The sequence below is a fragment of the Kitasatospora sp. NPDC058478 genome, assembly GCF_042720345.1.
Taxonomy (GTDB): Bacteria; Actinomycetota; Actinomycetes; order Streptomycetales; family Streptomycetaceae; genus Kitasatospora.
In genome coordinates, this window is record NZ_JBHXML010000002.1 from 18,671 (window position 1) to 41,631 (window position 22,961).

17 protein-coding genes are annotated in these 22,961 nt (G+C 69.9%); 7 read left to right on the forward strand and 10 right to left on the reverse strand.

Features of this window, described 5'->3' with window-relative positions; genetic code table 11:
* The first annotated feature begins 452 nt into the window (after positions 1 to 452).
* On the forward strand, positions 453 to 1,736 hold the full coding sequence (locus ACFWPT_RS01200; RefSeq protein ID WP_380478563.1) for an amidohydrolase family protein: 1,284 nt from the start codon (positions 453 to 455) through the stop codon (positions 1,734 to 1,736).
* Positions 1,737 to 1,847: 111 nt separating this feature from the next.
* Here ACFWPT_RS01200 and ACFWPT_RS01205 read toward each other — a convergent pair whose 3' ends face one another.
* The 4 genes from ACFWPT_RS01205 to ACFWPT_RS01220 form a co-directional block, all read right to left on the reverse strand.
* Complete coding sequence (locus ACFWPT_RS01205) at positions 1,848 to 2,222, reverse strand: transglycosylase SLT domain-containing protein (protein WP_244293774.1); 375 nt, start codon at positions 2,220 to 2,222, stop codon at positions 1,848 to 1,850.
* A 715-nt stretch (positions 2,223 to 2,937) separates the two neighbouring features.
* Complete coding sequence (locus ACFWPT_RS01210) at positions 2,938 to 3,429, reverse strand: signal peptide protein (RefSeq protein WP_380379116.1); 492 nt, start codon at positions 3,427 to 3,429, stop codon at positions 2,938 to 2,940.
* Between the two features lie 323 nt (positions 3,430 to 3,752).
* Positions 3,753 to 4,334 (reverse strand): hypothetical protein, encoded by a 582-nt coding sequence (locus tag ACFWPT_RS01215; protein ID WP_380478565.1) that lies wholly within the window; start codon positions 4,332 to 4,334, stop codon positions 3,753 to 3,755.
* A gap of 458 nt (positions 4,335 to 4,792) precedes the next feature.
* Positions 4,793 to 6,388 carry a hypothetical protein gene (locus tag ACFWPT_RS01220; protein WP_380478567.1) on the reverse strand — a complete coding sequence of 532 codons (1,596 nt, stop codon included), beginning with the start codon at positions 6,386 to 6,388 and terminating at the stop codon, positions 4,793 to 4,795.
* Between the two features lie 785 nt (positions 6,389 to 7,173).
* Here ACFWPT_RS01220 and ACFWPT_RS01225 point away from each other — a divergent pair.
* Positions 7,174 to 7,665, forward strand: coding sequence for a CAP domain-containing protein (locus ACFWPT_RS01225; RefSeq protein WP_380478817.1), 492 nt, complete (start codon positions 7,174 to 7,176; stop codon positions 7,663 to 7,665).
* Positions 7,666 to 7,716: 51 nt separating this feature from the next.
* Here the strand turns inward: ACFWPT_RS01225 and ACFWPT_RS01230 are convergent, their stop codons facing one another.
* From ACFWPT_RS01230 to ACFWPT_RS01245, 4 genes are all read right to left on the reverse strand, one after another.
* Positions 7,717 to 8,358: a D-glycero-alpha-D-manno-heptose-1,7-bisphosphate 7-phosphatase gene (locus ACFWPT_RS01230; RefSeq protein WP_380478569.1), complete on the reverse strand. Its 642-nt coding sequence runs from the start codon at positions 8,356 to 8,358 to the stop codon at positions 7,717 to 7,719.
* Positions 8,355 to 10,316, reverse strand: coding sequence for a D-glycero-beta-D-manno-heptose 1-phosphate adenylyltransferase (gene rfaE2 / locus ACFWPT_RS01235; protein WP_380478571.1), 1,962 nt, complete (start codon positions 10,314 to 10,316; stop codon positions 8,355 to 8,357). The genes ACFWPT_RS01230 and rfaE2 overlap by 4 nt, the downstream gene beginning before the upstream one ends.
* A 54-nt stretch (positions 10,317 to 10,370) precedes the next feature.
* Positions 10,371 to 11,159 carry an ABC transporter permease gene (locus tag ACFWPT_RS01240; RefSeq protein ID WP_380478573.1) on the reverse strand — a complete coding sequence of 263 codons (789 nt, stop codon included), beginning with the start codon at positions 11,157 to 11,159 and terminating at the stop codon, positions 10,371 to 10,373.
* A gap of 241 nt (positions 11,160 to 11,400) precedes the next feature.
* On the reverse strand, positions 11,401 to 11,940 hold the full coding sequence (locus tag ACFWPT_RS01245) for a hypothetical protein (protein WP_380478575.1): 540 nt from the start codon (positions 11,938 to 11,940) through the stop codon (positions 11,401 to 11,403).
* Between the two features lie 304 nt (positions 11,941 to 12,244).
* On the opposite strand from ACFWPT_RS01245, the gene ACFWPT_RS01250 reads away from it, so the two are divergent.
* The 3 genes from ACFWPT_RS01250 (at position 12,245) to ACFWPT_RS01260 (ending at position 15,342) form a co-directional block, all read left to right on the forward strand.
* The gene (locus ACFWPT_RS01250; RefSeq protein WP_380478577.1) at positions 12,245 to 14,014 is read left to right on the forward strand and encodes an MOSC domain-containing protein; all 1,770 of its coding nucleotides are present in this window, start codon (positions 12,245 to 12,247) and stop codon (positions 14,012 to 14,014) included.
* 166 nt (positions 14,015 to 14,180) lie between these two features.
* On the forward strand, positions 14,181 to 14,876 hold the full coding sequence (locus ACFWPT_RS01255) for a type 1 glutamine amidotransferase domain-containing protein (RefSeq protein ID WP_380478580.1): 696 nt from the start codon (positions 14,181 to 14,183) through the stop codon (positions 14,874 to 14,876).
* An 85-nt stretch (positions 14,877 to 14,961) separates the two neighbouring features.
* Complete coding sequence (locus ACFWPT_RS01260) at positions 14,962 to 15,342, forward strand: nuclear transport factor 2 family protein (protein WP_380478582.1); 381 nt, start codon at positions 14,962 to 14,964, stop codon at positions 15,340 to 15,342.
* 989 nt (positions 15,343 to 16,331) lie between these two features.
* Here ACFWPT_RS01260 and ACFWPT_RS01265 read toward each other — a convergent pair.
* Positions 16,332 to 16,625: a hypothetical protein gene (locus ACFWPT_RS01265; RefSeq protein ID WP_380478584.1), complete on the reverse strand. Its 294-nt coding sequence runs from the start codon at positions 16,623 to 16,625 to the stop codon at positions 16,332 to 16,334.
* 35 nt (positions 16,626 to 16,660) lie between these two features.
* Positions 16,661 to 20,698 (reverse strand): polymorphic toxin-type HINT domain-containing protein, encoded by a 4,038-nt coding sequence (locus tag ACFWPT_RS01270; RefSeq protein ID WP_380478586.1) that lies wholly within the window; start codon positions 20,696 to 20,698, stop codon positions 16,661 to 16,663.
* Positions 20,699 to 21,233: 535 nt separating this feature from the next.
* On the opposite strand from ACFWPT_RS01270, the gene ACFWPT_RS01275 reads away from it, so the two are divergent.
* Complete coding sequence (locus tag ACFWPT_RS01275; protein ID WP_380478588.1) at positions 21,234 to 21,752, forward strand: hypothetical protein; 519 nt, start codon at positions 21,234 to 21,236, stop codon at positions 21,750 to 21,752.
* An 89-nt stretch (positions 21,753 to 21,841) separates the two neighbouring features.
* Positions 21,842 to 22,961 (forward strand): trypsin-like serine protease (locus ACFWPT_RS01280; protein WP_380478590.1); only part of this gene is annotated, 1,120 nt, incomplete at its 3' end.

A 22,961-nucleotide genomic window follows, 5' to 3' on the forward strand; every position in this document is an offset into this window, starting at 1 on the left:
AAGTACCCCTCTCGCGGGGTGACCGGTTCCCGTCGCGGATTTCCCGCCGAACCGAAAGTCCTCGCCGCCGGGGCCCACCGCCCGATCCTCCGTCACCGTAGTCGAGCCAAGCTCACCAAAACCAAACATTCTCAACGGGATTCACTCGTGCGAGTGCAATCCGAACCACCAACCGCAACGAATCAAGGTATGTGTGCCAATCAACTTGGCAGATAATAGTATTTAGCGATCAATCGCGATCTCCGAGTTCCCGCGCGTCCGACAACCGACCCCTGTCCGTCTCTTTCCCACCCGCTCGCACCCTCACCCGGAAGAACTCCCCCACAGCCCACCAGTCCGGGTGGCCGGACGCACCCGAGGTTGGGCCGGTCGGCTGACGACCCGGCACCGCCGGACCGACCGATCCGTCCGGCCCCCTGGTCCCGGCCCCGTGACCGGCCGAAGATGACGGCATGGGTATCGACGACTCGGGTGCCGGACTGCTGGTGACGAACGTGCGTGTCTTCGACGGGATCGGAGCGGAGTCGGTGCCTGGGCACGTCCGGGTGGAACGGGACAGGATCGCGGAGGTGGTCCTCGGCACCCCGATCCCGCGCGGCATTCCCCAAGGCGCGACGGTGCTCGACGGCCGCGGCCGCACCCTCATCCCGGGGCTCACCGACGCGCACGTCCACCTGTTCGCGATCAGCGGCACCATGGCGGAGCTACAGCTCGCACCGACCGGCACCCTCCACTACCAGGCCCTGGCCGCGGCCCGCGACATGCTGATGCGCGGCTTCACCACCGTGCGGGACATGGCCGGAGACACCGAGCCGCTGCGGCGCGTGCTGGACCGCGGGCTGTTCCCGGGCCCACGGATCTACCCGAGCCAGGCGGCCGTCTCCCAAACCGCCGGCCACGGCGACTTCGGGACGGTCCACGACGCCCCGACCGCCCTGGGCGGGCCACCGGCCCGGACCGAACAGATCGGGTTCACCCGGGTGGCCGACGGGCCGGAACGGGTGCTCGCCGCGGTGCGCGAGCAGCTGAAGAAGGGAGCCACCCAGATCAAGCTGATGGCCGGCGGCGGGGTCATCTCCGAGTTCGACCCGCTGGACGTCCTGCAGTTCACCACGGCCGAGTTGGAGGCCGCCGTCGCCGCGGCCTCCGACTGGGGCACCTACGTGACCGTGCACGTCTACACCTCCGAAGGCGTCCGCCGCGCGGTGCGGGCCGGAGTGCGCTGCATCGAGCACGGGCACCTCGTCGACGAGGACACCATCCGCTACCTCGCGGAGCAGAGCGTGTGGCTGAGCACCCAGCCGTTCGAGGTCGACGACCACCACTACGCCTCTCCGGACAGCGACCGCAAGAACCGCGAGGTCTGTGAAGGCGTCGCCCGCACCATCGCCTGGGCGGTGAAGCACGGCGTTCGGCTGGCCTTCGGCACCGACCTGGTGCTCGACCCCGGTAAGGCCCACCGGCAGAACGAGATGCTCGTCCGGCTCGGCAGCTACCTCAGCCCGGTCGAGGCCCTGCGGACGGCCACCTCCGGCAACGCCGAGCTGTTCCGCCTGTCCGGCCGCCGAGACCCCTATCGCGCCGCGCCACTCGGCGTCATCGCGCCGGGAGCATGGGCCGACCTCCTGGTCGTCGACGGCGACCCGACCACCGACCTGTCCGTCCTCGCCGACCCCGAACGCAACCTGCGACTGATCGTCAAGGACGGCGTCGTCCACAAGAACGAGCTCGGCTGACCCGAACACGAAGGGCCTGTTCCCGCGCAGATGCGCGGGAACAGGCCCTTCGTGGGTCACTCCGGTTGCCCCTGTCCGGCCCCCGGGGTGAGGGGAAGCCGAATGGTCGGCTTAGTACCAGTGGTTGGCCTGCCAGAAGTTCCAGGCGGCGTTCGGGCTGCCGTAGCGGGTGTTCATGTAGTCCAGCGACCACTTGATCTGGGTGGACGGGTTGGTCTTCCAGTCCGCGCCGGCCGAGGCCATCTTGGAGGCCGGCAGCGCCTGGCCCAGACCGTACGAGCCCGAGCTCGGGTTGGTCGCCGTGACGTTCCAGCCCGACTCGTGGGAGATGATCTGGCTGAACGAGGCCAGCTGGTCCGCCGGCACGATCTGCGCGGCGAGGGCCTGCGGGGAGGCGTCCGCGGCCGAGGCGACGGCGGGAACCACCGCGGCACCGAGGGCGGTCACACCGGCGGCACCGGCGAGAATCACGGCAGAGGTACGCATGCGGAGCTTGAAAGCGGGCATATAGACAAGACCTCAATCAGTTGGGCCGGTGTCACTCCCCGCCTCGACCGTGGCCGGACAGGGGCCGAACGGTCGCGGGATGTGACTCGGCGGTGAGCCGTTCACCGGCGGGACAGGAGCCGGTGTGGCTGGCGATGAATGCAAAGTTGCCAGACCGGATCGGCGCTCGCCAAGACCCCCTCGCTACGACCCGCCGTCGTAGCCAAGAGACCGGCACTGATTCGAGAGGCGGGCCGCCCGGAGCGCGCCGAACCCTCCCGGCCTGCACAAACGCCCCCCAATAACATGCCAAATAGTTGCAAAATAGTGCAAAACGGACACCACTATCCGTCGTCGTACACCGCATTCGCATGTGAGCGCACTCACGGCCCCGCCCCCGGAGCCGTCACCGACCGACCCACCGCCATCACCTTGAGTCAGTGCCAATCGGCTGCCATTGAGACCGCCACCACACCCGGCCGACGCGGGAACGGCACCACAGCGCGTCGCCTCGGCTGTCGGCCCCCTGGTCGGCACGGCGACAGGCGGGCAGGGCGCGAAGCCGTCACGGGACCCCGGCCGGCCACCGAGACGCCCGTCCCGCCGGCTTCCCCCGCTCCGAAGACGTCCCGGCGTCGTTCGTCACCGTGTACGAGTCACCGGGCATCTCGATGCGGCCCACGCGGCCCACGCGGCCGGCGAAGCCCCGAGGATTTCAGGCGTACAGCGCGATCCTGGGCTGGACCGTACCCGGGCCGGCGTTGACGACGGTGAGCCGGTACCGCTGGGTGAGGGTGTGATGGCTGTGGAGGACCAGCTTCGCCCGGGTGAGGTCGGTGTACAGCGTGCCGGTCTCGCTGGCCAGCCGCACGGTCTTCCAGTGGCCGCCGCTCAGGATCTCCAGCTTGATGTCCGTCGGCGCGAGGAAGGGCCCGTCGTCCGGTGACTCGACGAGGATCTGCGGGGCGACGGTCCGGTCCGCCGACGAGTCGTTGCGGTAGGTGACCGTGATCGGGTGCGCCGCGTGGTCGGACGGCAGCGGCCGGTCGGGCAGGCCGACGAACGAGACCGGTGCGACAGCGGTCACCACCTGCGGGGCGAAGGCCCCCGTGGCGAGCGCCGGCGACGGCAGCGTGAACGGCGCGGCCAACACGGCGGCGAGGGCGGTCGGGGCCAGAGCCCGGCGGAGGACCTTCCAGGTGGGCATGGTGTCTCCTTCGGTCGTCGACGGCGCTCCCGGGAAGTCCACCGGCGGCCGGGCGATCACCCACCCACCGAGCGCATCCCCGGCTGGACGGACTGCCGCCGCCGGGCAGCCCGGACCGTACCCATCCACCCTGCACACCAATGGCCCAACGCGCATCCGCACCGGACCGGCGGCCCCGCCCAGGACCCTCCAGGAACGAGGCCCGGGAGACGCGAGGCTGCCGGCCCGGCAGAGATCGCGGGGGGCCGATCCGCCGGCGGGGTGGCCTCGCGCGGAGCCGCGTCGCTGATCTTGTGACGTCTGCACGCTCCCCCGTCGGCGGGTCAGGGACTGTCCTGTCCGGTGATGCGCCGTGCGACCTCGATGTGGCTGAATCCGGGGATGGGCGACCCAACGGCCTTCTCGTAGCGAACAGCGTCAGCGATCCCGAGCTTCTCGCCAGTGGAGAGGGTTCTGTTCGCCGTCCACAGAAGCATCCGCAGGTTTTCGTTCTGGACGTCGAGGAGAGTGGCGGCAGGCTCCAGCGGCGCACCGATGCCAACCCGCCAGTCGGCTACCGCAGTCCAGAAGCCGGCCACGGTGTCCCAGCAGATCGCGCTTCGGGGTCCAAGCAGCAGGCGCATCTCGTCGGGAGACCGGAACGTGTCGAGTCCGTGGGAGACGAGGTTCTGGAGGTTCTCCAGGAGCGCGACAACGAACTCGGACTCGGCCTCGTCGTTCAGCAACTCCTCGACGACCAGCATCACCTCAGCGGTCGCGCCGCAGTCCCGCCGGGCTGCCCGAAATGCGACCTGCCGGCAGACGTCCAGGTCGTCGCTGTGATCTACCGATCCTGGCCTCACACCCGCCAGTTCGAGGAGCCGTCGTGATCGCCCGGCCTGCCGTCGGCGCCATGGGATTCGCATCGTGTCTCTTTCCGCTTGCGGCAATGGCGATCACGGTCACCCGTGGTCGGCCAGCATGGCACGGCGTTCCGGGAGGCCACTCAAGGGGGTCGATCGCCGTGGGAGCCGAGGACGACCCAGCATCACAAGATCTGCGACTGAGCAGGCGATGGCCACGCCCGGCCGGGCTCGGTGGCCGGGCTCAGGGTGTGGACGGCGCGGACCGGGATGGCGTCCCGAACGGATAGGGACGGGGACGCCGGGCAACTCTCCCAGCTGATGTGACCAGGCGGTGCGCGACGAAGCCGAAGCGTGGGACGTGAACGCCGCAGCGAGCACCTGGCCCTCGAGATCTGGCTCGCCGAGGACCGCCTCAACTGGCAACAAGAACTCCGCAGGACGGGCCCTCACCGGACAGCACGAAGCACCGGCCACCGTGCTGGCGGCCGGTGCTTCGTCCCGTCGGACCCCGGGCTGGTCTACCAGTGCTCGTGGTGGTCGCAGCGCATGTCGTACTCGTCGTGTTCGTCGTGCTTGTGGTGCTTGATCGTGGTGGGGTCGGTGGCGGTGTGGGTGGTGGTGTCGCCGCCCCCGGTGACGGTCGCGGTGTTCGTGACCTCGTCGTCGGCCCGGCAGGAGACATCGACCTGCAGCGTGATGGGCGGGTAGCTGCTCCCGGCGGGAAGGGCGTCACTGCGGGTGCAGGTGAGCGTGCCCCGGTCACAGGTCCAGCCCGTGCCGCTGATGCTGTCGGCCTTGAGCCCCACGGGGAGGGTGTCGTGCACGGTGACCGTGGTGCCGTCGGTCGGGGCGGCCCCGGCGGCGTTGCCGACGGCGATGGTGTAGGTGCCGTCCCGCCCCTGGGTGAAGTGCCTGGCGTGGGTCTTGGTGATGGTCAGGGACGGGACCGTGTAGGAGATGATCACCTGGCCGCTGTGGTTCGCCGTCCCGATCGTCGAGAGCGCATAGCTCGTGCCGGTACCCGTGGGAGTGGCGAAGCTGCTGCCCCCACCACCCCCTCCCCCACCTGCTGCGGTGCCCCTGTTGTTGACAGCGCCGCTGCCGCCGCCCCCGCCGGCGAAGTACCCACCCCCACCGCCGCCACCACTAGCGATCTCAGAAGCGGCGCAGCCGCCGTCGAAGCTGCCCCCGGCGCCACCGGTACCGACCGTGGCACCCGAGAACCCGCTCCCCGGCCCACCGTTCATGACCGCACAGGACGGAACGGTGCCGGCGGCCCCGCCGGCACCCCCGGTGCTCGTGCTGGTGCTGCCACCGCCCCCGCCCTGCCCCGGCGAAGCCCCAGGGCCGGTGGCACTTCCCGAGGTGCCGCCGGTGGCGTCCGGCGTTGTCCCGCCGTTGCCCCCGTTCCCTCCCCCGGAGCCCGCTCCGGTGCCGCCGGCGGCACCGCCGCCCCCGGCGACCACCAGCAGGGAGCCGCCCGTGCTGACGCTGGAGGCCCCGCCTCCACCCGGGCCCTCGAAATGAAAACCGGTGAGCGGGAAACCCCCCCCTGGGGCGCCGCCGTTGAACCCGCCGGCACCCGGCGTCCCGGTGGCGTTGCAGCCTTTGCCACCGGTGCCGCCGACGTTGACGGTGAAGGTCGTCGATGTGGTGGTCTGCGGCAGGGTGGTCACCACCCGCGCCCCCGCCCCACCGGTCCCCGTGACGGAACAGGCGGTGCCGGTGTTGTCGGCGCCGCCGGCACCGTCCGCGGTGATCGTCACCACCGCCGCCGCCGGAACCGTCAAGGTCTGCGAAGCGCCGGTGAAGGTGAAGGTCTGCGACGGATCAGCCCGCTGCGTCCGCACCGGCACGGCCCCCACCGGCGCGGCGGTCGCCGGTGGAGCCGTGGCCGCCAGCAGTGCCATGCCGGACAGCAGCGCGCTCCCCACCGACACCACCCCCGCACCGCGCTCCCCACGCCGTCCGCCCGAGCCGACCGGATCGGATGCGACGACGGCACCGCCCGGGGTCGCCTCACCGGACAGGGCCCTGTTGAACACGGTCACGGGCCGCTGACGGCCGACCCGGTACCACGGCGGATCGCCCTGTCCACGAGTACGAGCGCTCATCCGCAGGTTCACCTCTCCTCACAAAAAAGCGCCCCGCACCCCCGCGCGACAAGGCGCAAGCGACACAGGACACCTGATGAAAAATCATGACAAACCACAATTAGACGCCCATATCCAAGCACTTCGAGGTAGCGGGACAATGAGAAACGCCGTGTGTCGCAACGCCCGCGCGAGCCGGCGAGGGACCGGCATCCGAGCAGGTCACCGTCTGGTTCTGACGCACTCGGGATGATCCAGTCGGCCTCCGAAGCCCGCTTCGAGGCCGGCCTCGACTGGGCGCGGGCCTGGGCGAAGGGCCACGCGGGGCCAGCAGCGGCCACCGGGGCGGCGCATCCACCTACGGCCGCCGTACACCCAGCTGCAGCTGCTCCTCCAGCTCCCCCCGAACGCCCACCGGCGCCATGCGCAGGTGCTTCCTGCGCGGCATCCTGGGAGGGGTGGCACCGTCCGGCACCCCACCCCGCTACAACTCCGAGGGGGCCCGCAAGAACCAACAGGTCTTGCGTCAATTCCTGGAGGATCCCATGACCAATCTGGTCGACTGGCGCTACTGCTAAAAATGCCAGACCCTGTTCTTCGACATTCTTCCGGAGAAAGGCGCATGCCCTGCCGGCAACGGACACAAAGCCTTCGGCTTCGCATACAGCTTCCCATCCGACGCGACAGAAACCCCAACTCAGCAGACCAACTGGCGCCGGTGCGGCAATTGCTACGCCCTGTTCTTCGACGGTCTTCCGGAGAAAGGCCTATGCGCTGCGGGTGGCGGACACCAGGCGAGCGGCTTGGTGTTCGTCATCGATCATTGGCCAGATGAACCCCAGGTCTACATGGATTGGCAGGAGTTGGCAACCTTCGACCTCGTCAACAGCGCCCGTCAGCAGAACGGGTGCCCAGACGTATCGATAGACGCGGCGCTCGTCGGCGCGACACGCGCCCACAGCCAGGACCTCGCCGACCACCCCGGCCTGAAGGACCAGATATGGAACGGATGGCCCGGCCACATGGGATCGGACGGCAGTACACCACCAGACCGGATCATGAGAGCCGTCGGAATTTCCGGCAGCGAGAACGTCTACTTCGGATGGTCCTCAGGAAACGCTCCTCCGCCCACGCCCCAGGATGCGTTCAACTGGTGGATGAATGAACCAGCACACAGAGCCAACCTCCTCGACCGAAATCACACACGGGCCGGCCTGGGAACATCCTATGGGCCCGGCACATCTCCCGACGGGAGTCCGGCTACTTACTTCTATTTCACACAAGACTTCATCGACTAAGGGCAGCGTCTTGGTGAATTGAGGCACAAGGCTCCGAGCAGCCCTCGGCCGTCAGACCAGTCGGCGGAGCACGTCGTAAGTGGTCGAGGACTGGAGGTCCGGGCGTGGGCAGTTGAGTGCTTGGCGGCCGACGAGGGCGGTACGGGTTCCGGCTCGCTGACCGGCGGCGACGTCGCTTGGTGAGTCTCCGACCATCCAGGATCGGGTGAGATCGAGTCCGAGGTCGTGGGCGGCTTGGTGGAGCATTCCCGGAGCCGGTTTCCGGCACTGACAGGCGCTTCGGTACGCGGGAAGGGTGCCTTCCGGGTGGTGAGGGCAGGCGTAGACGGCATCGAGATGAACGCCGTGGTGGGCGAGGAGCAGGGTCAACCGGTCGTGCATGGCGCTCATGGTCTCCGCAGTGAAGAACCCGCGGGCCACACCGCTCTGGTTGGTGACGACGACGAGGGCGTAGCCCGCTTGTTGAAGGGCCAGCAGTGGTGCCTCGATGCCTGGTTGGAGGACCAGCTCGGCGGGGTGGGAGGGGTAGTGGCGGGGTTCGGTCAGGGTGCCGTCGCGGTCGAGGAACACGGCCTTCCGGCGCCGTTCCGGATGCGGCCTGTGCCTCGGGTCATTCTGTCGCACGGCCGTCACTGTGTGCCGGCCGACGAATACGGCCGTGCCGGTGACCGGGATGCTGCCGCCGAGGATCATCTGACGCCCGCCCGCTGGGCGACGTGGTGAATCCGGCCGGTGGTGGAGTGGCCGTCGAGGAACGGCACGGTGACGACTTCTCCTCCCCAGCTTTCGACGAGGTCGGCTTCGGCGATCCGTCGGCCTGCGTAGTCGCCGCCTTTGACCCAGATGTCCGGGCGGAGCTCGGCCAGCACCCTTGCGGGGGTGTCCTCGTCGAAGACGATCACGCCGTCCACACAGTTCAGGGCTGTCAGCAGCATGGCGCGTTCGCGTTCGCCCACGACCGGCCGGCTCTCGCCTTTGAGGCGGCGAACGGAGGCGTCGCTGTTGATGCACACGACCAGAACGTCGCCCAGGCGCCGGGCCTGGTCGAGCAGGGAGAGGTGGCCGGCGTGCAGCAGGTCGAAACAGCCGCCCGCCCCGACGACCTTGCCGCCCTGCGCGCGTACCCGGGCGGCGTGCTCCAGCGGGCCCGTGCACCAGGGGGCGGGCACGACGGCCAGGGAGGCGGGGCCGCCTGCTTCGATGTAGCTGGTGGCAGCTTCGACAGCTGCGGCCACGGCGTGGGAGGGCAGCCGTTCGGCGGCGAGCGTCATAGCTGCGGTGACCGCCAGTTGGTCGCCGGCTCCGCAGGTGTCGCCGGCTGCGTATCTGGCCGGGACTGCCAGGGGGTGGCCGTCGGGATTCGTGACCAGGACCGCGCCGTTGCGGCCGCGTGTGATCGCCAGCTGCTCCACGGGCCAGATGGCCAGCAGTCGGACGGCGCGGGCCGTGTCGCCCGCCAGGTCGCGAGGTCCGGTGTGTCCGCTGAAGGCGAATGCCTCCTCGGCGTTCGGGACGGCCAGGGCGGTGCCGGGAACCGGCGCTGTGCCTCTGGGGTGCGGGTCCCACACCAGTGAACGGCCGGCTGCGGCCGAGGTGAGGGCTTGGCGGAGTTCCGGGTGGGAGGTGATGCCGCGCCCGTAGTCGCACACCAGGACTGCCTCGGCGGTGGCCAGCCGGGCATGCGCCAGTTCTGGCAACGGTCCGAGTGGAAGTGGGCAGGTGTCCGTGTCGAGCCGGAGCACAGTGCGGTCGGCGGTGCGGATGCGGGTCTTGATCGGGGTGGTCCCGCCGGTTGCCAGATCAATGACCTCGATCCCGGCTTCGCCCAGCAGGGCGCGTACCTGCGCCCCGGATTCGTCGTGCCCGGTGCCGCAGACGAGGGTGACGCGCCAGCCGGGGGTCCGGGCGGCGAGGACGGCTGCCAGCCCGGCGCCGCCCGGCCGGTTGACGGTCTGGGTGCCGGAGACGACGGGGACGGGGGCTTCCGGGGAGAGGCGGTCTGCGGTCCCGGTGATGTCGCGGTCCAGCAGGACGTCGCCGACCACCACCAGTCGACGCGGGCCGTCCGGTTGTGTGTCGGCGGAGGGAGCGGGTCCGGTGAGGTGGGTGTCGATGCCGGCACACAGCAGGTGTACGGCGACCAGGTGGCATTCCTGGACGGTGGCGGCTTGGGCGGCGTCCACGGACACCGCCTCGTCGCTCACGTCGGAGAGGGGGTTCGGGCCGGGGCCGGTCAAGGCCCATACGGTGAGGCCTGCTTCCCGGCCGGCGCGGGCGGCGGCGAGCACGTTGGGACTGGTACCGGAGGTGGAGAGGAGGAGCAGGACGTCGCCAGGGCGCCCGTGTGCACGGACCTGCCGGGCGAAGACCTCCTCGGGCCCGTAGTCGTTGGCTATGGCGGTGACCGACGAGGAGTCGGCGTGCAGCGCGATCGCGGAGAGCGGGGCGCGCTCGGCGCGGAACCGGCCGACCAGTTCGGCCGTCAGGTGCTGGGCCTCGGCTGCTGACCCGCCGTTGCCCGCGACCAGCAGTCGCCTCCCGGCGGCCAGGGCAGGGGCGAGGATCCGACCCCAGCGGTCCAGGACATCGGTGTCGAGGTGGTGCAGCGCCTGGACGAGGGCGCGGATGTGTTCTTGGCCCGATGGAGCCATGAAGTGCCTCCGGAAGGGGAGTTGAGGGGGAGGACGCAGCCGGTGGGTGCGCGGTCACACCGACTCGGGTGCGGAGCCATGACGGACACGTCGGGCCTGATACCGGAGGAGGACGCCGGTCAGGAGAAGCCACGACGCTGCTACGGCCACCTCGTGTGCCACCGCCCCCCATACCTGACCCGTCGTACCGATCCGCACCGCGTTCAGGCCGGCGCCCAGGGGTAGCGCCTGGCCGATCAGGTGAAGGATTCCGTCCGGATCAACAGGAACGACCACGCCGCCGCAGAGCAGTATGAGGTAGCCGACGAAATTGACGGCCATTCCCTCGTCCAGGCCGAGGAGAACGAGCGCGCAGCAGAGCATTCCTGTGCAGAGACAGCCCATCGTGGTGAGGAGAACGAGGGGATACGCAGCCGCGACGTCGGCCGTCGCGCGCCAGCCGAGCATGGTGGGCCCAAGGACAACCAGGGCCACGAGTGACATGGCGAGCCCTTCGGCGACGTACACCCACGACCGCAGGAGCATGACGGCGAGCAGGGGGATGTTCCCGAGGCGCAGCCGGTACATGGTCCCTTGGGGGACTTCGGCGGTCACCACAGTGGACACGTGGCTGGTGACCGCTGCGACCGGAGCGAAGACGACGGCTCCGACGAACGCGTACGCACGTCCGGTGGCTCCCCCGGCGAGTTGCCCGAGGAGGGTGAAGAAGGCGACCTGGAAGACCGTCCGAATCGCCACGCTGGACGACGCCGCCAAGCCGGCTGAGGCGACCCGGTAGTCCTTCCCCGAGAGACGGCAGATCCGCAGGCCGACGGTGAGCGCACTTCGGACGGATTCAGGCAAGCTCAAGGGTCCCCTTGACTCGGCCGCGCCGCAGCACGGCATTGAACGCGTACACCCCACAGGCGAGGTAGAGCACGGTCAGGATCAGCACGCCCGCCAGGTGAACGGAGGCAGGCGCCCGGCTCCGGCTCACCCGAACCGCTCATGGCGGGACGGACCCGGTTCAACGGGTGGCACCAGCTACACAGAGCGGCCGGCTCCGCAGTGTGGCGGAGTGCGCCAGCACCAGCCGGATCGCGAACTACAGCCGTCGTGAGAACACGGGAACCCTGCTCAGCAGCCAGAAAGCGCTGCTCGTACCGAGGCCGTAGGCGAGGTGAGCGGTCAGGTCATCACCCAGCGTCTTGGCGTCGTATCTCCAGATGGGTTTGTAGAGTCCCGCGATCGGAAGCACCACGTATCCGCTGAGCCACACGAGCGCACCGTACGGGAGCCCGTACAGGACGTGGGGTTTGCGCAGCGAGGCGCTGGCGATGCCGTAGAAGGCCGCGTTGCCCACTCCGTAGGACCAGTGCATGAACGTGCTGACGGGGAACGCCGCGCTGTCCGGCAGCTCGCGCCGGGTGAAGGCCTCGACCAGGCGCTTCCCGACCTGCCCGGGGTCCGGCGCCTCCTGCCAGGTGCGGACCGGGGCGAACTCCCAGTGCAGGGCGTCGCGTTCGCCGCCTGCCCGGCGCTGGCGCAGGAACCGCGCGGCGTCCATGCAGACGGTGCCGACCACTCCCGCCGCCAGGCCCGCACCGACAGCGCCGAGCGGGGTCAGCTGCTTGCGAGTGCGCATAGGTCGATCGCTCCCGATCCCAGTTCTTTCAGAAGCCCGCGCTCTGGCCGCCGTCGACGTGCAGGATCTCGCCGGTGACGAACGAGGCCTGTTCGAGATGCATGATCGTCGAGATTCATGATCGCCTCGACGACGGCGGCGTACCCGCGCCTGCGGTACTCGTCCGGTGACGGCGCCCACCGGTTTTCACTTTACTCGTCGCCGCGCCCCGGCGCCGCGCAGAGCTCTTCGGGTGCGGTCGGCGGCCGACCGTACGACGCTGGAGGCAGGCACCGGCCTGTCGAGTGCGGGAGGAGCACAGGTCATGGCCGTTCTGATCGCCGTGAACGTCGGCATGCCCAAGGACGTCCCCTGGCAGGGCAGGACCACCCGCACCGGCATCTGGAAGTACCCCGTCGCCGGTCCCGTGATGGCGCGCCGGCTCTACCTGGACGGCGACGGGCAGGGTGACCTCGCCGGGCACGGCGGCGAGCAACGAGCAGTTCTGGTCTACCAGTTGAGCTCCTACTGCCACTGGCAGGAGCACCTGGAGCGGGACGACTTCACGTACGGCCAGTTCGGCGAGAACCTCACCGTGGACGGACTCGCCGACGACGAGGTGTGCATCGGTGACCGCTACGGGATCGGCGGTGCGGTCTTCGAGGTCACCCAACCCCGCGTGACGTGCTACCGCGTGGGGCTGCGGCTCGGCGAGCCGCAGATGGCCGCCCTGCTGGTGTCCCATCGCCGCCCGGGCTTCTACATGCGGGTGCTGACCGAAGGGCCGGTGCGGGCCGGCGACGAGATCGTGAAGATCGCCCCGGGCCCCGAGGAGATGACCGTCGCGGAGATCGACGCGCTGCTCTACCTGCCCGGCCACGCCCGGCCGCAGCTCGAACGGGCCCTGCGCATCACCGCGTTGAGCCCCGGCTGGAAGACGTCGCTGCGAGCCCTGCTCGACGACGCGGACCGCGGCCCCGGCGCCGCGGGTGGAAACCGCGGGCTGACCACCAGCAGCCCGCCGCCGGCCTGGCCCGGGTTCCGTCGGCTCGAAGCCGCCCGCATCGAACCGGAGAGCGCGGACATCTTCTCGCTCACTCTGGCGGCGGTCGACGGTGAGCCGCTCCCCGCCGCCCTGCCGGGGCAGTTCCTCACGGTCCGCCTGCGGCCGGACCCACAGGCCTCCCCGGTCATCCGCAACTACTCGCTCTCCGGCCGACCGGGCGCCGAGACGTACCGCATCAGTGTCAAGCAGGAGCCGAACGGCGTCGCCAGCACCTACCTGCGCCAGCACGTGAAGGTGGGTGACGTCCTCGATGTCGCCGCTCCGCGCGGCACGTTCCTGCTCGCGGACGCGGACACTCCGGTCCTGCTGCTGTCCGCCGGTGTCGGCGCCACCCCGGTCCTGGCCATGCTGCACGCCCTGGCCGCGGAGCGCTCGCAGCGCGCGGTGTGGTGGCTGCACGCGGCCCGGGACGGCGAGAACCACCCGTTCGCCGGCGAAGTACGTGCACTGCTCTCCCAGCTGCCCGCAGGCCGGTCGTTCATCTCCTACAGCCGCCCGTCCGGCGTCGACCGCCCAGGTGTCGACTACACCGTCAGCGGGCGGTTCAGTCCCGAACGGATCCGCGGCCTGGAGCCGCCTCCGGACGCCGACGCCTACATCTGCGGGCCGAACGCGTTCATGCGGGACATGACCGGAGCCCTTCAGGCCTGCGGCCTGCCGCCCTCCCGGATCCACACCGAGGTCTTCGGGGCCACGTCCGCCGTCACCCCCGGCGTGGTGACCGGACCCGCCCGGGCACCGCACCAGCCGGCCGCTCCTCCCGGCGGCCGCCCGGGGCCGTCCGTAGCCTTCGCGCGCAGCGGGCTGATCGTCCCCTGGCACCCTGACTACGGGACGCTGCTCGGACTCGCCGAGGCGTGCGACGTGCCCGTGCGCTGGTCCTGCCGCACCGGAATCTGCCACACCTGCGAGACCGCGCTCCTCTCCGGCCACGTCGACTACGCCCCGCAGCCCCTGGAGCCCCCCGCCGCGGGAAGCGCGCTCATCTGCTGCTCGACACCCCCGGCCGACGTGGTCCTCGACATGTGACCGGATGCGTCCGTGGCCGGGGGCGCCACCGTCGGCGGCGCGATACGTGTGCCAGAGCGCCGACGGAGCACCGGGTTGCGCGCGGTCGGCGCAGCTGCCTAGCGTGGTTGCGTGGGGCATCCCGCCGAACCCGCTCCTGGCATGCGTCCGAGAGGGGATCTCTGCCATGGCAAAGGTGCTTTTCATCGTCAGCGGAGCCACCTACTGGGTGTTGAAGGACGGCACGCGGCACGCGACCGGCTACTGGGCCGAGGAGTTCGCGAACCCGTACAAGATCCTCACGGACGCCGGTCACGAGGTCGTCGTCGCGACGCCCAGCGGTGTGACGCCGACCGTCGACATGATGAGCCTGCGCCCCGAGATGGTCGGCGGAAACGACAGCGCCCTGGAACTGGAGGCCGTCATCCGTTCCGCGGAGGTGCTGCGTCGACCGCTGCAGTTGTCGGACGTGCGCCTGGAGGACTACGACGCGGTCTACCTGCCGGGCGGTCACGGTCCGATGGCGGACCTGGCGTGGGACGCCGACGTGGGGCGGCTGCTGACCCGGCAACTGGCCTCGGGCAAGCCGCTGTTCATCGTCTGTCACGGCCCCGCCGCGATGCTGGCCACCAGGATCCACGGCGAGTCGCCGTTCAAGGGCTACCACATCACCTGCTTCACCGACGAGGAGGAGGACGGCGTCGGACTCGCCTCCAGGGCGCCGTGGCTGCTGGAGACCGACGTGAAAGCGAAGGTCGGGGTCAACTTCAGCCGCGGTCCGGTCTGGGAGCCCTACATGGTCGAGGACCGCAACCTGGTGACCGGACAGAACCCGGCCTCGGCCGCGGTCCTCGGGAACCGGATGCTGGAGATCCTCAAGTGACCAGCCCGGGAGCGATCCCGCCCAGACACGCGCCCGCGTCACAGGACGTCGGGCACGTGGTGTTCCGAGCGAAAGGGCCATAACGGTGGAAGCGACGGTTGCCCGGGCCCTGCTGGACCGGCACTGGGCCGCATCGAACAGCGGCGACGCGGACGCGGAACACGACATCTACGCCGACGACGTCATCGTCGAGTACCCGCAGTCCGGCGAGGTCATCCGCGGCAGGAGCAACATCCAGGCACTGCGCACCCAACATCCCGCGGTCCGGACCTTCACCGTGCGCAGGATCCTCGGAGCCGGCGACCTCTGGGTCACCGAATTCGTGCTCACCTATGACGGCAAACCCACGCAGACGGTGAGCATCATGGAGTTCTCGGCAGGGCGGGTGGTGCGGGAGACGCAGTACTTCGCCGACCCGTTCGACCCGCCGGCCTGGCGGTCCCAGTGGGTCGAACCCGAGGAGTGATCCGCCACCGGGACCAACGGTCACGGCAGTTGCAGTTCGTGATCTGGCTGACCCTGGCGCTGGTCGGCAAGCAAGGTCGGCCCCCGGCAGTCCCTGGAACTCCCAGTTCCGACCAATGTTTGGCGGCGGTCGAGCTGATGCACTCAGGGCGAGCCTGACATGGGCGGCCGTCGGTCTGGGAGAACTTCACGCGGACGACCGGGGTGCCTCGATGGGACAGCGCGTCGCGCCACTGGCCGGTGGTACGCCCGTTGGGGCAGGTCACCGTCTTGTCGTCCCAGTCCACGGCGAAGGTGTCCTGGCTGTAGGCGCCGGCCGCTTGGGCGGTGGTGTTGCCCGCGATCGGGCCGGTCAGGGTGATGCCGTGCCGCTGGCGAGCGGTAACGATGCGAGGGCCGTCGATGTAACCGGTGTCGAGCAGGTGCTCGCCGGGCAGCGGGGCGCGGGAGACGTACCGCTCGAACCAGGCGGGGCCGGCATGACCCGTCAGCCAGGCAGGTGCGGAAGCCGCCAGCGCGTTGAATGCCGTCCGCAGCGTCTCGATGACGAACTCCAGCTGGTTCAGCGACCGGATCGCGGCCAGCACACGGGTGGAATCGATACGGGCCCGGACGGCCTGAGCCGCCTGCCAGTCCGGCAGGCCCTCGCAAACTGCAACACCGAGACCAACGCCAGCCGACCCGGCGGCCCGGCCGGCTTGCCCCTGGACGGATACAAATCGACGAACTGCCCGTCGGTGAACAACACGCCCAGCTCGTCCCGGATCCGGATCGCCAGACTGCCCTTCGGGAAGGCGGCCCTCGCCACCCGCACCGTCTCCAACGGAACCCCGCCAGGCTCGCTCGCACGCATCGACACCCCGCACCCCCACAACAACAGAACTCCGGTCTCCGAGAACAAGTCTCGGAGACCGGAGTCACTCACCGCAGTCGATCATTCACATTCGCCAACGACATCGCGAGAGTTCGCAGCGGGGCCCTGAGCGTAATTCAGCCACGCAACCACTCAGTCAGAGTTTCGACGGCAGTGCCAACTTCGTCCACCCGTTCTCTCGCAACGTCAGATTCAAGCAGAAATGGCGGCTCGCCATTTGATGCAGAATCCAGCTGCAATTCCATGCCGTCCTCGCGGGAAATAAACCAGATATTGTCGTCATCGCTGGCACGACTGACAGAGAGCCGCTCGATTCGGAGGCCGAGAAAAGCCTCTCTCAGAGCAGCAAATATCTCGTCTACCGGCCCGCCAGTATTATCATTCGGCCCCCACGATACGGTCTTGGCCACCGAATCGACGTCCTCTCCATTAGCATGCCTGCTGGTCAGCAATGCGGCGATCCGAGTGCGCCAGGGGCCAATCGACCAGCCTTCGGCACAGGATTCGACTCGACAGCGCCGAACGGATTGCTACTTCCAAGCGTGACGTTTACATGGTTGTAGTTGAGCGGAGAACCCTCGCCAGCAATCGGCTCGGGCGCATACTCCACAATGCCGCCGGCTGCGCGAATTGCCCCTGCCGTCGTTGTGCGAAGGCTGCCATGCGGGACTCCGGCCCCGGCTTCATCAATTGTGGTTCCCATTGAGCCAGAGAATTCGACACCAGCTCCCGACATCGGACTCTGCCCTCCGCGAATGACAATGTAGTCGTCTGGCACCCGCCAGCCATTGCCATTGTGCACTAGGACTGGCGTTGCTCCCGCGAGCACATAGTACGTGTGGAGATCCCGCACCGTGAGGTTGTAAGCGGCCTGGAGGGTTGCTTGGTGGTCGGTGGCAACGATCTCCACTGCGCCGGCGGACGGGGTACGCAGTCGCTCCCCGGTTTTGAGTTCGGCTGCGTCGACCCAGGCCTTCGCGGTTTCCGACCGGAAGGGGTGGTTGTCGGTGGCGGTGACGTTGTGGGCAGTGCCGTCCTCGCCTTGGATCTGAAGGTCGGTGAACGCCCTGTCGTCGGGTGTGTAGATGACTGCGTCAATGGGGCGTCCGCCGGTTTTGCCCGTAAGTGGATCAGTGGCGAGGACCTGCTCCCCGACAGACACTCGTTCGATCGGCTCACCGGTCCCGTCGGCCATAAGGACGCGAGTACCGGCTGGGAAGCTGTTCTTCTTCAGGCATGATCCTGGGACTTTGGCGAACAGCTTTTTGAGGAAGTTGACGACTTTCCCTGATCCGGGTATTTTCTCGGCCCATTTGGCCAGTTTGGCAATGGCTGCCGCGTCGCCGGCGAGAGGTATAGCACCGGCGCAGGCCAGCAGCGCGTTCTCGACATCCTTCTGGAGGCCGTAGAGGCCACAGTTGATCAGGTCGGCGATGTCCGCGAACCCGGGGAAGAAGAAGCCGCCTACCCCTCCGACGGCCTCGAGGAACTTGTGAAGTCCGTCGAGTCCACCGTCGAGGATCTTGTCGACCAGGCCGCCGAGCCACCCTGAGCTGTCGTTCTTGGCCTGCTTGCGCAGCTCCGCCTCGATGGCGGCGAGGGCGTCCTGTTTCTTCTGTTCGGCCCGCTGTTTCGCTTCAGCGCCCGCGTTCTCGACAGCGCGGCGCTCGGCCTCCTGTTCGGCCGCAACCATGTCGGTGTACGACTGGAAAGCCCGGGCCCAGGCCTTTCCGGCACTCTGGGCATCCTGACCAGCCTCCAGCGCCGCAGTCTGGGCCGTTGCTGCGGACTCGTACGCATCGTGGGCGGACGTGTTCGCCCACGAAGCCGAGACCTGGGCCTGCCGGGCCGAGTACGCCGCCGACGCCTCTGCCTTGCGGGCGGTGCCCTCGGCGGCCGTCGCCGTCTGGGCCGCGGCGGCCGCCCGGTTGGCGCTGGCCTCGGCCTGCTGGGCCTTCGTACGGGCGTCGGCGGCGTAGCCTGCGGCACGGTCGGCGTATTGGCGGGCCTGGACGGCGTAGCCGTTGGCATCGGCCGCCGCCTGGCGGGCGATGGCCGCGACCTGTGCGGCCTCGGCGGCGCTCTGTTGGGCGTAGGCGGCGACGGCGGAGGCTTCGGCGATGAAGCGCTGGATCTCGGCGACATGGGTGGCGGTCAGCCGGTCCTTGCGTTGCGCGGTGTACTGCCCGGTCTCGACGAAGGCGCGCAGGACTGTCGGCGGCCCTTCGAGGGCGATGTGTGCCGCGGCCTGGACTTCGGGGCCGCCGGTGCCGGCCAGTAGGGCGGCCTGGACCTGGTCGTCGCTGATCTGCGCCGTGTAGCGGCCGCGGGTGAGGAAGTCGCGCAGGGCGCTCACCGGGCCGTTCAAGGCCGCGCGTGCGGCCTGTTGCACTCCGGGGCCGCTGCTCGCGACGAGCTGGGCGACACTGATTTGGAGGTCGGGCGCGGCCACCTGGTACTGGCCGGTGTTCAGGAACGCGGTGACCGCGCTCGGCCCGTCGGCGAGGGCATGGGCGGCGGCGGCGCGCACGGCCGGCAGTTCGGAGCCGATGGCAAGGGCACTCGCGCGTTCACGGTCGTCCATCTCGCTGGCGCGGTGGCGTCCGGTCGTGAGGTACTCCAGGACGGCACTGTCGGGGCCAGAGAGTGCGGCGCCGGCGGCGGCCGTGCCCCAGGCGTCCGAGATCCGCATCGACAGCAGGGCCAGCTTGCGCCCGTCCGTGACGATGCGCGTCGTGTCGGGGCCCGGCTGCGCGAGAGCGCCGGCCAGACGATCCGCCTCGTCCTTGACCCGGCGCACCTGCTGGACGGCCTCGCCCGCAGCGGTCTGCTTGTCCTCGTAGAAAGCCTTGGCATCCCGTGCCTTCTCCACGGCGGCGGCGGTACGGGAGTTGAGGTCTTCCGCCTCCGCGCGCCGCGCGAGGTCCTGGATCGTACTGGCCGCCTCGACGGCGTCGCTCGATTCCTGGGCGGCCACCTGCGCGGCGTCCGCATGCGCGGTGGCCACCTGGGCGGCCTGGGACGCCTCGGTCGCGTGCTGCGCCGCTTCGTCGGCGGCCGTTGCTGCGGCGCGGGCGTGGGCGGCGGCGGATGCGGCCAGCGTCCAGGCACTGGCCGCAGCCTTTGCCGCGTCCCCCGCCAGGGACCTGGCGGCGCCGGCGGCACGGGCGGCCTCTTGGGCGTGGCGGCGGGTGGACGCGGCGGCGGCCTTCGCCCGGGAGGACTGCGCGCCGGCCTGGCCCGCGAAGTCGCCGGCCTGGTCGGCCGAGGCGGCGGCGGCCATCGCGTTGCCGCTGGCGCTCTCCGCGGCGTCTGCCGCGTCCTTGCTGGCGGAGGCCGCAGCCTTGGTCAGGGTCAGCGCTTGTGCCGAGACGTCCGCGGCGGCTGCCGCGGTAGCCGCGTCCGCCGCCGCCTTGGCCGCGTCACCCGCGCGCAAGCGGTCGGAGACGGCTGCTGCCGCGGACGACCGTGCGGCGGAGGCGGCCTGCGCGGCGCCAGCCGCAGCGTACGCGGCCTGGGAGGCGGCACTGGCGGCGGCGCGCGCCGAGTTCGTCGCCGCCCGCGAGGCCTGCACCGCCGTCTGCGCGGCCCGACCGGCCCGCTCCGCGGCATCGGCCGCCCGTGCGGCGGCCGCCCCGGCTTTGACGCTGTCGTTGCGCGCGGCCTCCGTTTCGGCGGCCGCCCTCGCCGTCGCCTCCTTGGCCAGGGCGGAAGCGGCCACTGCCTGCGCGGCGGACGCCTTCGCCGCCTCCGTCTCACGGACCGCCTGGGCCCCGGCCTCCTGGGCCTGTTGGGCCAGCTGCGCCACGGTGGTGCGCTCCACGTCGCGGGCGCGGGCGACGTGCTGGCCGACGGCGAGGAACTCGCGGACGTCGTCGGCCGTGCCGTTGATCGCCAGGCGGGCGGCGGCCACCGTGTTGGGTCCGCCCTGGCTGAGGATCTGGACCAGCTGTACGCGGTCGTCGGCCTCCCGCGCCGTGTACTGGCCGTTGTTCAGGAACGCGTCGACGTCATCCTCGGTGCCGTTCAGCGCGGCCTGCCCGGCCTGCATAACGCCCGGTCCGGCGCCGTTCATCAGCTGGGCGACCCGGACCTGCTGATCGGCCTTCAGCGGTTCACGCCATCCCCCGTCGAGGAATGCGGCGAGTTCCTGGGGCGTGCCGGCCAGCGCCCGGCGTGCCGCCTCCTGCACACCCTTCCCGCCCACGGAGTGGATCTGGGCCGCGCTGACCTGGTCGTCCTGAATCTGGGCGAGTACCCGCTCGCTGTCCAGGAAGCGGCGCACGTCGGCATCCGAGCCGGTGAGTGCGGCCTCCGCCGCGGCCTGGACCCCGGGGCCGCCCTCCTGCCAGAAGATCACCACCCGGGCGCGGTCCGTCAGCGGCACCGGCTGCCCGTCGCCGTCGGCCGCCGAGGCGGGGTTCGTCCCCAGCAGCCCCGCGACGAGGGCCAGCGGCAACATCCCCAACCACACCCGGCTCATGCCCGCCAGTACTCGGCGTCGCCTTCTGCGCATGGCATAGCCACCCCACCCCTGCGTCACGAGAAAACCCCCCGGATCTCACTCAGGCCTCGTTCGAGCACGGCCTGGCTATTGGCATTACGTGAAAGAAGAGCACGAATTCATGGGCCCGGTCCACCCCTGGCAGAAGTATTTCGAGCGGCCGGAACCAGGGCCCGAAAGTGGAGTTCCCCGCTCCAGCCCCCGGGCCGATGACAGGAGTTCCGGATTCAGAGAACTGGGGCCACTTCTCCTGGTGGGACGGATGAGGTAGGCGGCCACACCTTGCCGGACATCGGGCCTTATGGGGCGCCATGCGCGGATTTCCGCACGTGCCGGCGATATTCAGGGTCGAGGCGCAATAGCGACTCTTGACTTTCCCTTGATGATCCCCTCAGGGTGGACGGTGCGTTCTTCGCGTCCCGGCGCCCTGAGTTTCCAGGCGAAAACGGACGTATCCTCGATACTTTTGGCATCTGCAGACCTGTCTGCATGATCAGCCCAGAAAGGGAATCGGATGAGCCGCCGCACGCTCAGCCGGCTGACGGCTGCCGCTTTTGCCGCCGTTGTCACCTTCACCGCCGTGGCCGCCGCCTCGGCCGACTCCTCCTCCGCCACCCGGCCCGCCGCCGCCCCGGCTGCCGCGGCCGCCGACCCGACCCCGCCGCCGGCGGTCGAGGACTTCAGCTACCCGGGCGCCAGCCCCTTCCCGAGCCTGAAGCTCCTGCGAGGAGACGGTCACATCCTCCTCGCCGACTGCAACACCGCCACCCAGATCCAGCTCTGGAGCCGGGCCGTCCCCGTCCCGGCCGGCGGCCCCTCGGTCTGCTTCCGGGTGAACGGCACCGTCGGCCAGCTCACCCTCGAACTGCCGCAGACGTTCCTCATCCAGACCAACGACCGCGCGGTTCGCGCCAACCTCACCGCCGACGGCGTCGCCCAGACCGTGGACATCCCCAAGGGCGGGATCACCGGCGTCGGCGAGGGCGCCGGCCAGAAGTCGACCATGCTCGTCGAACTCCGCGTCACCGGCTGACCCCGCGCCCGCCGGGCCACTGCCGGGCGGGCACCGACCCGTTACAGAGTCACCCACCGGTCGCAACGGCAACGAAGGAACGTCATCCCATGTTTCGCTCACGCTCACGTACCGCCTGGACGACCGGGGCCGTCACGGCCGCCGCCCTGACGGGTGCCCTGCTCACCGGCACGCCCGCGCCCGCCGTCAGCGGTGACACCGCGCCGACCGGCTCCTACGCGTTCACCGCCAAGATCGACATCGGCGATGGCAGACGCGCCTGCTCCGGCGCCCTGATCGACCCGTACTGGATCATCACCGCCGCCTCCTGCTTCGCCGACAACCCCGCCCAACCGGCAACCGTCCCCGCCGGCCCACCCGCGCTCAAGACCACCGCCACCATCGGCCGCACCGACCCCACCACCACGGGCCAGGTCCGCGACGTCGCCGAACTCGTCCCCCGCACCGACCGCGACCTGGTCATGGCACGCCTGGCCAACCCCGTCACCGACATCACCCCGCTCACCCTGTCCACCACCGCCCCCACCGCCGGTGAGGAACTACGGGTGGCGGGCTACGGCCGCACCAAGACCGAATGGGTGCCCGACCAGCTCCACAACGCCGCCTTCACCGTCGGCGCCGTCGACCCGACCGGCCTCACCATCACCGCCAAAACCCCCACAGACGCCGCCGTCTGCAAGGGCGACACCGGCGGCCCCGCACTACGACAAGTCGGCGACCACTACGAACTCGCCGCCCTCAACAGCCGCTCCTGGCAGAACAACTGCCTCGGCTCCACCGAAACTACCCACACCGGCGCCTACAACACCCGCACCGACGACCTCAACACCTGGATCCAACAGACCACCTCCGCCTGGTCCGCTGTGATGGCCAGTCGGACCGGGGGCCGCAACACCGTCTACAACCCGGACACCAAGACCGCAGAGATCTTCACGCTGACCGCCGACGGCACCATGACCAACGCCCACTACAACACCGACGGCAAAGACTGGTCCGGCTGGTTCACGATCGGCGCCGGGGGGCACTTCACGGGCACCCCCGCCGTGGTCTACAACCCGGTCACCAACGCCCTTGAGCTCTTTGCGATCGGTACGGACCGATCGCTGTACCGCACCACCTGGACCCGTGCCACCGGTTGGGGGTCCTGGACGATGACCGGCGACTGGAAGTTCACCGACAGCCCCACCACCGTCTACAACCCGGACACCA

Bases quoted from the DNA above. Each gene is read 5' to 3' on its own strand.
- ACFWPT_RS01200 (WP_380478563.1), top strand. From the start codon at position 453: ATGGGTATCGACGACTCGGGTGCCGGACTGCTGGTGACGAACGTGCGT.
- ACFWPT_RS01205 (WP_244293774.1), bottom strand. From the start codon at position 2,222: ATGCGTACCTCTGCCGTGATTCTCGCCGGTGCCGCCGGTGTGACCGCC.
- ACFWPT_RS01210 (WP_380379116.1), bottom strand. From the start codon at position 3,429: ATGCCCACCTGGAAGGTCCTCCGCCGGGCTCTGGCCCCGACCGCCCTC.
- ACFWPT_RS01215 (WP_380478565.1), bottom strand. From the start codon at position 4,334: ATGCGAATCCCATGGCGCCGACGGCAGGCCGGGCGATCACGACGGCTC.
- ACFWPT_RS01220 (WP_380478567.1), bottom strand. From the start codon at position 6,388: ATGAGCGCTCGTACTCGTGGACAGGGCGATCCGCCGTGGTACCGGGTC.
- ACFWPT_RS01230 (WP_380478569.1), bottom strand. From the start codon at position 8,358: ATGATCCTCGGCGGCAGCATCCCGGTCACCGGCACGGCCGTATTCGTC.
- rfaE2 (WP_380478571.1), bottom strand. From the start codon at position 10,316: ATGGCTCCATCGGGCCAAGAACACATCCGCGCCCTCGTCCAGGCGCTG.
- ACFWPT_RS01245 (WP_380478575.1), bottom strand. From the start codon at position 11,940: ATGCGCACTCGCAAGCAGCTGACCCCGCTCGGCGCTGTCGGTGCGGGC.
- ACFWPT_RS01250 (WP_380478577.1), top strand. From the start codon at position 12,245: ATGGCCGTTCTGATCGCCGTGAACGTCGGCATGCCCAAGGACGTCCCC.
- ACFWPT_RS01255 (WP_380478580.1), top strand. From the start codon at position 14,181: ATGGCAAAGGTGCTTTTCATCGTCAGCGGAGCCACCTACTGGGTGTTG.
- ACFWPT_RS01270 (WP_380478586.1), bottom strand. From the start codon at position 20,698: ATGAGCCGGGTGTGGTTGGGGATGTTGCCGCTGGCCCTCGTCGCGGGG.
- ACFWPT_RS01275 (WP_380478588.1), top strand. From the start codon at position 21,234: ATGAGCCGCCGCACGCTCAGCCGGCTGACGGCTGCCGCTTTTGCCGCC.